Source organism: Streptomyces longispororuber (genome assembly GCF_014656095.1).
Taxonomy (GTDB): Bacteria; Actinomycetota; Actinomycetes; order Streptomycetales; family Streptomycetaceae; genus Streptomyces; species Streptomyces longispororuber.
In genome coordinates, this window is the sequence record NZ_BNBT01000216.1 from 1 (window position 1) to 10,404 (window position 10,404).

The following is a 10,404-nucleotide window of genomic DNA, read 5'->3' on the forward strand; positions in this document are numbered from 1 at the left end:
GGAGCGGCCGCCGGACGCGGCGGCCGCGCACCCCGCGCCGCCGGTGAACACCCTCCACCGGCCGCCGACACCGGCCGCCGACACCGGCCGCCGACACCGGCCGCCGACACCGGCCCCGCGAGGGCCGAGGGAGCCGTGGGAGCCGAAGCCCCGTCCGCCGCACGCGCGTACACCGCGCCGTCCGTCCACCCCGTACGCGGACCCCGTACGACAAGGAGGCGATGATGAGCAGCAGCACACGCACCGTGCGGGCGGGCCGTCGCACCGTCGCACTGCACCGCCCGGACAAGCCGTTCCTGCCCGGCGCCCCCGACGGCGACGCCACCGGTGACCGGGGCGGGACGTACACCAAGGGCGACCTCTTCGACTACTACAGGTCCGTCGCCCCGTTCATGGTGCCGCACCTGCGCGGCCGTCCGCTGATGCTGGAGCGGCACCCGGACGGGCTGTCCGGACCCCGCTTCATGCAGAAGGACACGCCCGGCCACTACCCGGACTGGATCACCCGCGCCGAGGTGCCCAAGCAGGGCGGCACCGTCACGCACACCGTCTGCGACGACAGCGCGAGCCTCCTGTACCTCGCCGACCAGGCCTGCGTCACCCTGCACCGCTGGCTGTCCCGGGCCGGCCGGATCGACCGGCCCGACCGCATGGTGTTCGACCTGGACCCGGCGGGGGAGGGCACGCCCGAGGAGGTGTTCGGCCCGGTGCGCGAGGCGGCCCGGCTGGTCGGCGAACTCCTGGACCAGGTGGGCCTGCCCTCCGCCGTCATGACGACCGGCTCGCGCGGCCTGCACGTCGTCGTGCCCGTCAACGGCCGCCACCACGTCGACGACGTCCGCGACTTCGCCAAGGAGGTCGCCGAACTCCTCGCCGCCGCGCACCCCGACCGGCTCACGACCGCCGCCCGCAAGAAGGACCGCGGCGAGCGGCTCTACCTCGACGTGCAGCGCAACGGGTACGCGCAGACCGCCGTCGCCCCCTTCTCGGTCCGCGCCAGGCCCGGCGCGCCCGTGGCCGTGCCCATCGCCTGGGAACAGCTCGACGACCCCGCCACGCACGCCGCCCGCTGGGCCCTGGCCGACGCCCTGGAGCAGGCCCGCGCCGACCCCTGGGCCGGGCTGCTGCGTTCACCGCGCGCGCTCGGTCCGGCCCGCCGCAAGCTGCGGGCACTACGCGGCGCGTAACGGGGCACACGGAGGTTTGCCGCCGCAGTACGCGGTCACTCGAATCAGGAGGTGGCCATGACGGACACGTCTCGCAAGACCGACAAGCCGAACGCCCAGGCCGACGGCGCGCCCGGCCCCATACAGGTGCTGCGCCACGCGCGGGAACAGCTCACCGAACTCACCGGCCTCACCGCGGAGTCCGTCTCGTCCTTCGAACGCACCGAGGACGGCTGGGAGTTGGAGGTCGAGGTCCTGGAACTCGCGCGGGTGCCGGACACCATGAGCCTGCTCGCGACGTACGCCGTGACCCTGGAGCCGGGCGGTGACCTCACCGGCTACCGGCGGGTGCGGCGCTACGAGCGCGGCCGCGCCGACCCGCACCGGGGCGGCTGACGGACGGCCCGCGGGGCCCCGGGAGACCCCGTGTGCGGCCGCTCCGCACAACAACCTCCGCGCCCCGCGCATACGTTCCGGCATTGCGTGCATACGTAGATTCCACATCCCCCGTTCAACCCCCGCACTTCTTCGGGGTTCTTCACATCATCGACATCCGTCAAAGGCTCAGACATCCACACACACCCAGCGATCCGACCCACTCAGACATCCATGACCCCTAGCGAAAGCAAGGAGGACTGGTCGCCATGACCGTCGTCCCGGCACAGCAGAGCGGTGGCTCAGGCGGTACCAGTGGCCTGTACGACGTCATCGAACTCATCCTCGACCGCGGGCTCGTGATCGACGCGTTCGTGCGCGTCTCGCTCGTCGGCATCGAGATCCTCAAGGTCGACGTCCGTGTCGTCATCGCCAGCGTCGACACCTACCTGCGCTTCGCCGAGGCCTGTAACCGCCTCGACCTGGAGTCGGGGCCGAACAAGAGCCCCGGCCTGCCCGAAATGGTCGGCGAGATCACCGAGTCCGGCGCGCGCGGCAAGTCCAAGGGTGCGCTCAGCGGCGCCGCGCAGACCGTGTCGGACGCGTTCAAGCAGGCCCGTGAGGAGAGCCGCTCCGGGGACGAGGAGCCGGCCAAGCGGTCCCGCCGCACGACGTCGCGAGCCCGGAAGGAGGAGCAGGAGTGACCACGTACATCTACGGCATCACGCACACCGGGCACCCGGCGCTGCCCGAGGGCATGGGCGGCATCGGCGACCCGGAGCGGCCCGTGCGCGTCCTGCGGCACGGCAACCTCGCCGCGCTCGTCAGCGACAGCCCCGAGGACCTGCGCCCCAAGCGGCGCGACCTGCTCGCCCACCAGAGCGTCCTGGACGAGGCGGGCGCGGGCGGCCCCGTCCTGCCGATGCGCTTCGGCAGCCTCGCGCAGGACGACCAGGCGGTCCTCGACGTCCTCGACGAGCTCGCCGACCACTACGAGGAGCGGCTGCGCGCCCTGGAGGGCAAGGCCGAGTACAACGTGAAGGCCGCGCACGACGAGCAGGCCGTGCTGCACCAGGTGCTCGCCGAGAACCCCGAGCTGCGCGCCATGGCCGAGGCCAACCGCGCCGCGGGCGGCGGCACGTACGAGCAGAAGCTGCAGCTCGGCGAGCGGCTGACGAACGCCGTGCAGGCCCGCGAGGCCGGTGACGGCATCGAGGTGCGCCGTGCCCTGGAGCCGTGCGCCGAGGCGGTCAGCGAGGGGCCCGAGGGCTCCGGGTGGCTGGCCAACTACTCGTTCCTGGTACGCCGTGACGCCGCGGACGGCTTCGTCGCCGCCGTCGAGGAGCTGCGCAAGACGCAGCCGCACCTGGACGTGCGGGTGAACGGGCCGCTGCCGCCGTACAGCTTCGTCGACCTCGGCCCGGCCCGGCCGGCCGCCGACGCGGCACAGGCGCGGTGAGCCCGGCCCATGGGGCTCATCGGTGAACTGCTCGCGCTGCCTCTGGCGCCGGCCCGGGGGGCCCTCTGGGCGATCCGCCAGGTCACGGCGGAGGCGGAGCGGCAGTACTACGACCCCTCGGCCATCCGCGCCGAACTCGCCCGCCTCACCCGGCAACTGGAGGCGGGCGAGATCGACGAGGCCGAGTTCGACCGCCGTGAGGACGAGCTGCTCACCCGGCTCGGCTACGGCGTCCAACAGCAGCAGGCAGCGCCGGAGAACCAGACGGCGGACCAGCCGGAGAACAGGACGGCGACACGATGAACCGTATGGCAGTGGGCCTCGCCGTAGGGGCGGGGTACCTCTTGGGCCGCACCAAGAAGGCCAAACTGGCCTTCGCCGTCGGCACCATGGTCGCGGGCAGGCGCATGAAGCTGAGCCCCGCCTCCCTGGCTCGCGCGGTGAGCGAGCAACTGGAGAAGAACCCGCAGTTCAAGGAGATCGGCGACCAGTTGCGGGAGGACTTGCGGGGCGTCGGCAAGGCGGCGACCGGCTCGCTGCTCGACAAGCGCATCGAGTCCCTGGCGGACCGGCTGCACGACCGCACCCTGAACGTGCAGGACCGCATAGCGGGGGTCGTCCCCGGCCGTGACGAGGACGACGAGCCCGACGACGAGCCCGAGGCCGCCGAGTCCGACGAGGACACCGGCCGGAAGGGCCCCACGGCGGCCAGGAAGACCCGGTCGGCGGCGGGCAAGGCGACCCGGGCGGCCACCGGCAAGGGCCGCGCCAAGGACGACGGCGCGGACGACGGCGCGGACGGCAAGGACGACGACGAGGAGTCCGGCCGTCAGGGCGGCAGGAGCGCCGCGCCCCGCAAGAAGCAGGCGTCGGGCACCCGCGGCTCGCGCACCGGCCAGCAGCGGACCGCCTCCAAGAGCGCGAAGGGCACGAAGACGGCGCAGCGCGCGACGTCCAAGCGGACCCCGGCCAAGAAGACCGCCCGGGCGACCACGCGGGCGAAGGGGGGCGACGATGCCTGAGACGCGCGACAAGCACCGCGGCGCCACGGGCTCCGGGGACGGGTCCGGGCCGGGGAGCGCGCTGAGCGACGCCCTGCACGGGCCGGCCGCCGACCGCCTGAAGGACGAGGCGCGGGCCTACCTCATGGCCCAGGCCGAACGCGCCCTCGTCGGCGTCGGCCGCAGGCTCGGCGACGCCACCGTCAAGCTCAACGACATGGCCGAGGGCCGCAGCCCGGGCCTGGCCCGCGTCGCCCTGGAGGGCGGCCGCAAGCTGGCCTCGGGCAAGGGCCCGCTGCGCAGCGCCGTGGAGATCGGCGGCAGCCGCGTCAAGGACGCCGTCACCGACTCCCTCAAGGGGGCCCTGGACAGCGCCCGCGGCGGCAAGGGCAAGAAGGGCGGCAGCGGCCAAAAGCCCACCGTGATCCTGGAGTACGTCGACGTCGGCGTGCCCGTGCGCGAGGCGTACGAGCAGTGGACGCGGTTCGAGGAGTTCGCCACCTTCACCAAGGGCGTCCAGGACGCCACCGAGGTGAGCGACACCGAGTCCCAGTGGAAGCTCAAGATCTTCTGGTCCAGCAGGAGCTGGACGGCGCACCTCACCGACCAGGTGCCGGAAGAGCGCCTCGCGTGGACGGCGGAGGGCGCCAAGGGCACCACCAAGGGCGTGGTCACCTTCCACCCGCTCGGCGACCGGCTGACCCGGGTCGTGCTGATCATCGAGTACTACCCGAAGGGCCTGTTCGAGCGCACCGGCAACCTCTGGCGCGCGCAGGGCCGCAGGGCCCGCCTGGACCTCAAGCACTTCGCCCGCCACGTCACGCTGCGGTCCGCGTCCTCCGACGACGACCAGGGCGACGACCGGGGCGACGACGACCAGGGCGACGAGGAGAACCGGAACGACCGCGACGACCGGGACAGCCGGCGGGGCGAGGGCGACCGGGACGACCGGGGGGCCCGGAACTCGCAGGACTCCGAGGACGCGGAGGCCGAGGACGAGGAGGGCGTCGAGCCCGAGGAGGACGCGGAGGACGTCGCGTACCACGAGGACGACGACACCTACGCCGACGAGCCCGAGGACGAGTACGCGGACGAGGCGGAGGAGCCCGAGGAGTCCGAGGAGGCGGACGAGGAGGCCGAGGAGGACACCGACGCGCCCGCCGCCGAGTACGACGAGCGCGACGAGGCCGACGAGCCCGACGAGGTCGACGAGCCCGAGGACGTCGAGGACGACATCGACGGCGACCGCGGAGTCGAGGACGACGTCGACGACGAGGTCGAGGACGACGAGGAGTACGCCGACGACGTCGACGCGGAGGAGCCGGTGCCGGCCCGGAGCCGCCGATGACGACCCCCAGCCGCATGCCCCAGCCGTTCGGCCAGGAAGGCGGCACGAACCTGGCCGACGTCCTTGAGCGCGTCCTGGACAAGGGCGTCGTCATCGCCGGGGACATCCGGATCAACCTGCTCGACATCGAGCTGCTCACCGTGAAGCTGCGGCTCGTCGTCGCCTCGGTGGAGCGCGCCAAGGAGATGGGCATCGACTGGTGGGAGGACGACCCGTCCCTGTCCAGCGGTGCGCGCCGCTCCGAACTGGCGCGGGAGAACGCGGAGTTGAAGCGGCGCCTGGAGCAGCTCGAGCAACTGGCGCCGGGCCGGGGCGAGGCGACGTCCGCGCCGGCCGAGGTGGAGGAACGTGGGAGTGGTGAGCACGAACGTGACCGATGAGCTGCGTTACGTCTACGCGGTGTGCCGCCCGCTGCCCGGGCCGCTGCACGCCGACCTCACCGGGGTCGCGGACGCCCCGCCGCGGCAGGTGGCCCACAAGGGCCTGGTCGCGGTGGTCGGTTCCGTCCCGGCCCGGGACTTCGGGCACGAGCCGCTGCGCGCGCACCTGGAGGACCTGGACTGGCTGGCCGGGACGGCCCGGGCGCACCAGAAGGTGATCTCCGCGCTCACCACCGTCACCTGCCCGCTGCCGCTGCGGCTCGCGACCGTGTTCCGGGACGACAGCGGCGTCCGCGCGATGCTGGAGAGCGAGAACGAGCGGCTCCACCGCATCCTGGACCGGATCGACGGGCACATCGAGTGGGGCGTGAAGGTCTGGCTCGCCCCGGGCGCCGACAAGGCCGCGGCCGGGGCGCCGCGGCCGTCGGGCCCGCCCGCGTCGGGGCGCGACTACCTGCGGCAGCGCAGGGCGCAGCGCACGGCGGGCGAGGTGGCCGCCGCGCGGGCCGACGAGTTCGCGCGGCGGCTCCGCGCCGAGCTGGCGCGGTCCGCCGCCGCCACCCGGCTGCACCCGCCGCAGAGCCCCGCCCTCGCCGAGTCGGGCGCCGGGCGGAACGTCCTCAACGGGGCCTACCTCGTGCCGCGCGAGCGGGCCGAGGCCTTCCTGGAGCTGATCGGCCGCACCGAGGGCAGCCAGCCGGGCCTGCGCGTGGAGGTGACCGGCCCCTGGGCGGCGTACTCCTTCACCGACGACCCGGACGACGCCTCCGACGACAGCCCGGCGGACCCGGCGGCCCGGACGGCCCCGGCGGGCCCCGCGCACCCGGCCGGGCAGAGGAGCGCTGAGCGGGCATGACGGCGACAGAGCCGCTGCACACCCGGGAGATCGCGCTCGTCGACCTCCTCGACCGGCTGCTCGCCGGGGGCGTGGTCATCGCCGGTGACCTGACCCTGCGCATCGCGGACGTGGACCTCGTACGCATCGACCTGAAGGCACTGATCAGCACGGTCGGCGAGAACGTGCCGTCACCGTGGCCGACCGCCGAGTACGAGTACGGGACGGGAGGCGAGAGCCGATGAGGCCGGTGACCACGGAGACCGGTACGCACCTCCGCGCGGGGACCGGCGCCGCCGGGATCAGTACGGAGACACGCACGCAGACGAGTACGGAGACCGGGGCCGGGGTGCGTGCGGAGGCGAACACGACGACCGGCGCCGGGACGGACGCGGAGGCGCATACGGGGGCGCACGCGGAAGCGAATCCGCCCACCGAGCCGACCGCCGAGCCGGCTACCGGCGCGCACGCCGCCGATCGCTCCTCGCACGCGGGCCGCCGTCCGCTGGACCTCGCGCCCGAGACGGTGGAGCGCGACCTCGTCGCCCTCGTCCTCACCGTCGTCGAGCTGCTGCGCCAGCTCATGGAGCGTCAGGCCCTGCGCCGGTTCGACACCGGGGAGCTTTCGGAGGAGCAGGAGGAGCGGATCGGCCTGACGCTGATGCTCCTGGAGGAGCGCATGACGGAGCTGCGCGAGCACTACGGGCTGCGGCCGGAGGACCTGAACCTGGACCTCGGACCGCTGGGACCGCTCCTGCCGAGGGACTGAGCCACGAGGCTGGGCCCCGGCACCTCACCTACGTGACCTGCGGCCTCGCGCTGCCGAGCGGCTCGCGGCTACCACCGGTACCAGCGAGGCCTCGTCCCACTCGCGCCGGACGCGCCGGGAGGCGCGCCCCGCAGCAGGAAGCCGAGCAGCCAGACGACGAGCACCGCGACGGCGAGCCACCACAGCACCTCCACCGCGAACCCGGCGACGCCGAGCACCAGCACCAGCAGCAGGACCAGAAGAAGGGGAACCATGGCGTCTACCTCCCGACGGCCGGGTGACCCCGTAAGGCCCGCTCACACCTCCGCGTCCCCCTTGCCCCCCGCGTCGGCCGGCGCTCAGCCGCGGCAGAGGACCTCCCCGTGCAGCACGGCGAACCAGCCGTCCGGGGCGCGGCCCCACTCCCGCCAGGCCTCGGCGATCGCGCGCAGTTGCTCCGCGTCGGCGTGGCCGCCCTCGACGGCGCGTTGGGCGTACGAGGACGCCACCGTGCGGTCGGCCCAGAGCCCGGCCCACCAGGCGCGTTCCTCGGGCGTGCTGTAGCACCAGGTGCCCGCCCCGGCCGTGACGTCGGTGAAACCCGCCGCGAGGGCCCAGGACTTGAGGGTCCGGCCCGCGTCCGGCTCGCCGCCGTTGGCGCGGGCCACCCGCCGGTACAGGTCGAGCCAGTCGTCGAGGCCGGACGAGCCCGGGTGCCAGGTCATCGCCGCGTAGTCGCTGTCGCGCGCGGCCACGACGCCGCCGGGCGCGCAGACCCGGCGCATCTCCCGCAGGGCCCGTACGGGGTCGCCGACGTGCTGGAGCACCTGGTGGGCGTGGACGACGTCGAAGGAGCCGTCCGGGTACGCGAGGGCGTGCACGTCGCCCACGGCGAACTCCAGGTTCGCCACCCCCCGTTCCGCCGCCGTCGCGCGGGCCAGGTCAAGGACGCCGGGGGCCCGGTCGACCCCCACGACGTGTCCGCCCGGGACCAGCGCCGCCAGGTCGGCGGTGATGGTGCCGGGGCCGCAGCCGATGTCGAGGACCCGCATCCCGGGCCGGAGCGCACCCACCAGGTAGGCCGCCGAGTTGGCGGCGGTGCGCCAGGTGTGGGACCGCAGGACCGACTCGTGGTGGCCGTGCGTGTAGACGGCGGTCTCGGCCGAACCCGGGGAGTTGTGTGCGGGGCGCTGTGACATGCCGGGACTCTACGCCGCTCGGCCGCATGGTGAGACTCGCGTATCACATGGTGGACGAACAGGCATGCGGACATGCAGGCGTGCGGGCCTGCGGCCATGCGGGCCTGCGGCCATGCGGCCATGCGGCCATGCGGGCCTGCGGGCCTGCGGACATGCGGCGGCCCCTGTGCACCGCTCGTACGAGCCGTGCACAGGGGCCGCCCCCGCCGTCGGGAGCGTGCGCTCACAGCGCCAGGGAGGGCCGGTACACCGTCAGGGCCTCCGGCAGCTTCTCGATCAGCAGCTCGCCCTCGACCGGCATGATCTCGCCGTCGTACGCGATCATCGTGCCGGGCTCCAGGCCGTCCACGCGCAGCCTGCGGCGGCGGATCGCGGTCTGGATGGGGGAGCGCTCCACCGGCGAGGTCAGGGCGGCCGCGAGCAGCCGGGCGGCCGGGCGGCGGCCGCCGTGCACGATGCGGACGTCGAGCAGCCCGTCGGCGAGGTCGAACCGGCGTGCGGGCGTGAGCCCCCAGCGGTTGTACACGCAGTTGCCGGCGAACAGCAGCCACAGCGCCCGCTCGGTGCCCTGGAACTCGGCGCGCAGCGGCTTGCGGTGCGCGCGCAGCACGTTGGCGGCGGCGAGGACCCCGGCGGGCCAGCCGCCGATGCGGTACGACCACCGCTCGCGCTCGCGCACCAGCTCCGGGTAGACGCCGAGGCTGAAGGTGTTGAGGAAATACCCGTCGCCGCGGCGGGCGCTGAACCGCCCCACGTCCACCGCCACCGCGTCCCCCGCCTCGACCGCGGCCGCCACCTCCAGCGGGTCCTCCGCGCCCAGGTCCTGCGCGAAGTGGTTGAGCGTGCCGCCGGGGAGCACCACGAGCGGGACGCCGTGGCGCAGGGCGGCGGCCGCCGCCGCGTTGACGGTGCCGTCGCCGCCGCAGACCCCGAGGGCCTGCGCGCGCGAGGCCGCCTTGTCCAGCTCCGCGGCCACGTCGCCCGGCTCGCAGTACACGGCCTCGGCGAGCGGCAGCGCGGCCAGCAGCGGGCGCACCCGCTCGGGGGACTTCGCGCCCTCGTTCACGACCACCACCAGGCCGCGCCCGTCCCGCAGCGCGGGCGCCTCCCGGCGCGGGCGGCCCGGCGGCGGGAGCTGGGACCGCGTCGGCACCAGGCCGCGCACGGCGTACGCGGCGCCCGCGCGCAGGGCGCCGCCCGCCAGCACGTCGCTGGGGAAGTGCACGCCGGTGTAGACCCGCGACAGCGCGACGGCCCCCGCGAGCGGCGCGACGGCGGCGCCCAGCCCCCGCGACTCCAGCGCCACGCCGGTGGCGAAGGCCGCGGCGGACGCGGCGTGGCCGGAGGGGAACGACGTGGTGACCGGCTGCCGCTTCAGCCGGCGGATCAGCGGCACCTCGTCCAGGATCGGCCGGGCCCGGCGCACGGACCGCTTGCCGAGGGTGTTGATCGTCGCCGACGCCAGGGCCAGCGACGCCACGCCCCGCACGGCGGCGCGGCGGGCCCGCGGCCGCCGGGTCGCCGCGAGTCCGGCCGCCGCCGCGAACCACAGGACGCCGTGGTTCGCGGCACGGCTCAGCCGGGGCAGCACCTGGTCCGCACCGGGCCAGTGCTGCTCGGCCACGGCGGTGAAGACCCGGCAGTCCAGGGAGACGAGGCGGGCCTTGGGCCCGCGGGCGGGGGGCAGCGGAAGCTGGGCGTCAGCGGTCATGCCCCTCGGGTACCCGGTGAACGCCCCGAGCAACGGGCCGAAGGTCCCACGGCCCCCGAGCGGCCCCCACCCTCGCACCCGGCGGCCCCACGGCCACGGCGGGCCCCACCGCGGGCCCCGTGGCGGGGCCCCACCACGCCCCGCCGCGCCCCGCCGACCGACTTCGCCGCCCCGCCACGCCC

At 74.8% G+C, this 10,404-nt stretch carries 14 protein-coding genes; 11 read left to right on the plus strand and 3 right to left on the minus strand.

The genetic code is table 11. The annotated features are described in order from the left end of the window. Nucleotides 1-221: 221 nt before the first annotated feature. The 11 genes from ligD to IE330_RS35940 all read left to right on the plus strand — a co-directional run bounded on the left by ligD (nt 222) and on the right by IE330_RS35940 (nt 7,333). A complete protein-coding gene (gene ligD, locus IE330_RS35890; RefSeq protein ID WP_373314817.1) occupies nt 222-1,187 on the plus strand; it encodes a non-homologous end-joining DNA ligase in 966 nt (321 codons plus the stop codon). 57 nt (nt 1,188-1,244) lie between these two features. After that, a complete protein-coding gene (locus tag IE330_RS35895) occupies nt 1,245-1,562 on the plus strand; it encodes a gas vesicle protein GvpO (protein WP_190140375.1) in 318 nt (105 codons plus the stop codon). A gap of 248 nt (nt 1,563-1,810) precedes the next feature. Further along, nucleotides 1,811-2,245 (plus strand): gas vesicle structural protein GvpA, encoded by a 435-nt coding sequence (locus IE330_RS35900; protein WP_190140376.1) that lies wholly within the window; start codon nt 1,811-1,813, stop codon nt 2,243-2,245. Then, complete coding sequence (locus tag IE330_RS35905; RefSeq protein ID WP_190140377.1) at nt 2,242-3,000, plus strand: GvpL/GvpF family gas vesicle protein; 759 nt, start codon at nt 2,242-2,244, stop codon at nt 2,998-3,000. The genes IE330_RS35900 and IE330_RS35905 overlap by 4 nt, the downstream gene beginning before the upstream one ends. A 9-nt stretch (nt 3,001-3,009) precedes the next feature. Next, nucleotides 3,010-3,303, plus strand: a complete 294-nt coding sequence (locus tag IE330_RS35910; protein ID WP_190140378.1) for a gas vesicle protein GvpG — start codon at nt 3,010-3,012, stop codon at nt 3,301-3,303. 5 nt (nt 3,304-3,308) lie between these two features. After that, complete coding sequence (locus IE330_RS35915) at nt 3,309-4,022, plus strand: DNA primase (RefSeq protein WP_308439075.1); 714 nt, start codon at nt 3,309-3,311, stop codon at nt 4,020-4,022. After that, a complete protein-coding gene (locus IE330_RS35920; RefSeq protein ID WP_190140380.1) occupies nt 4,015-5,349 on the plus strand; it encodes an SRPBCC family protein in 1,335 nt (444 codons plus the stop codon). The genes IE330_RS35915 and IE330_RS35920 overlap by 8 nt, the downstream gene beginning before the upstream one ends. After that, nucleotides 5,346-5,729 (plus strand): gas vesicle protein, encoded by a 384-nt coding sequence (locus IE330_RS35925; protein ID WP_190140381.1) that lies wholly within the window; start codon nt 5,346-5,348, stop codon nt 5,727-5,729. The genes IE330_RS35920 and IE330_RS35925 overlap by 4 nt, the downstream gene beginning before the upstream one ends. Next, nucleotides 5,707-6,585 carry a GvpL/GvpF family gas vesicle protein gene (locus IE330_RS35930; protein WP_229926166.1) on the plus strand — a complete coding sequence of 293 codons (879 nt, stop codon included), beginning with the start codon at nt 5,707-5,709 and terminating at the stop codon, nt 6,583-6,585. The genes IE330_RS35925 and IE330_RS35930 overlap by 23 nt, the downstream gene beginning before the upstream one ends. Continuing rightward, nucleotides 6,582-6,809, plus strand: a complete 228-nt coding sequence (locus IE330_RS35935) for a gas vesicle protein (protein ID WP_190140382.1) — start codon at nt 6,582-6,584, stop codon at nt 6,807-6,809. The genes IE330_RS35930 and IE330_RS35935 overlap by 4 nt, the downstream gene beginning before the upstream one ends. Before the next feature lie 260 nt (nt 6,810-7,069). After that, nucleotides 7,070-7,333: a gas vesicle protein K gene (locus IE330_RS35940; protein ID WP_190140387.1), complete on the plus strand. Its 264-nt coding sequence runs from the start codon at nt 7,070-7,072 to the stop codon at nt 7,331-7,333. Nucleotides 7,334-7,401: 68 nt separating this feature from the next. Here IE330_RS35940 and IE330_RS35945 read toward each other — a convergent pair whose 3' ends face one another. The 3 genes from IE330_RS35945 to IE330_RS35955 all read right to left on the minus strand — a co-directional run bounded on the left by IE330_RS35945 (nt 7,402) and on the right by IE330_RS35955 (nt 10,222). Beyond that, nucleotides 7,402-7,587, minus strand: a complete 186-nt coding sequence (locus IE330_RS35945; protein WP_190140383.1) for a hydrophobic protein — start codon at nt 7,585-7,587, stop codon at nt 7,402-7,404. Nucleotides 7,588-7,671: 84 nt separating this feature from the next. Further along, complete coding sequence (locus tag IE330_RS35950; protein ID WP_190140384.1) at nt 7,672-8,511, minus strand: methyltransferase domain-containing protein; 840 nt, start codon at nt 8,509-8,511, stop codon at nt 7,672-7,674. Between the two features lie 223 nt (nt 8,512-8,734). Next, nucleotides 8,735-10,222 (minus strand): bifunctional phosphatase PAP2/diacylglycerol kinase family protein, encoded by a 1,488-nt coding sequence (locus tag IE330_RS35955; protein WP_190140385.1) that lies wholly within the window; start codon nt 10,220-10,222, stop codon nt 8,735-8,737. Nucleotides 10,223-10,404 lie beyond the last annotated feature (182 nt).

What these genes read in the sequence shown, in the direction of transcription:
- ligD (WP_373314817.1), top strand. Translation starts at nt 222, where the DNA reads ATGATGAGCAGCAGCACACGCACCGTGCGGGCGGGCCGTCGCACCGTC.
- IE330_RS35895 (WP_190140375.1), top strand. Translation starts at nt 1,245, where the DNA reads ATGACGGACACGTCTCGCAAGACCGACAAGCCGAACGCCCAGGCCGAC.
- IE330_RS35900 (WP_190140376.1), top strand. Translation starts at nt 1,811, where the DNA reads ATGACCGTCGTCCCGGCACAGCAGAGCGGTGGCTCAGGCGGTACCAGT.
- IE330_RS35910 (WP_190140378.1), top strand. Translation starts at nt 3,010, where the DNA reads ATGGGGCTCATCGGTGAACTGCTCGCGCTGCCTCTGGCGCCGGCCCGG.
- IE330_RS35915 (WP_308439075.1), top strand. Translation starts at nt 3,309, where the DNA reads ATGGCAGTGGGCCTCGCCGTAGGGGCGGGGTACCTCTTGGGCCGCACC.
- IE330_RS35920 (WP_190140380.1), top strand. Translation starts at nt 4,015, where the DNA reads ATGCCTGAGACGCGCGACAAGCACCGCGGCGCCACGGGCTCCGGGGAC.
- IE330_RS35925 (WP_190140381.1), top strand. Translation starts at nt 5,346, where the DNA reads ATGACGACCCCCAGCCGCATGCCCCAGCCGTTCGGCCAGGAAGGCGGC.
- IE330_RS35935 (WP_190140382.1), top strand. Translation starts at nt 6,582, where the DNA reads ATGACGGCGACAGAGCCGCTGCACACCCGGGAGATCGCGCTCGTCGAC.
- IE330_RS35945 (WP_190140383.1), bottom strand. Translation starts at nt 7,587, where the DNA reads ATGGTTCCCCTTCTTCTGGTCCTGCTGCTGGTGCTGGTGCTCGGCGTC.
- IE330_RS35950 (WP_190140384.1), bottom strand. Translation starts at nt 8,511, where the DNA reads ATGTCACAGCGCCCCGCACACAACTCCCCGGGTTCGGCCGAGACCGCC.
- IE330_RS35955 (WP_190140385.1), bottom strand. Translation starts at nt 10,222, where the DNA reads ATGACCGCTGACGCCCAGCTTCCGCTGCCCCCCGCCCGCGGGCCCAAG.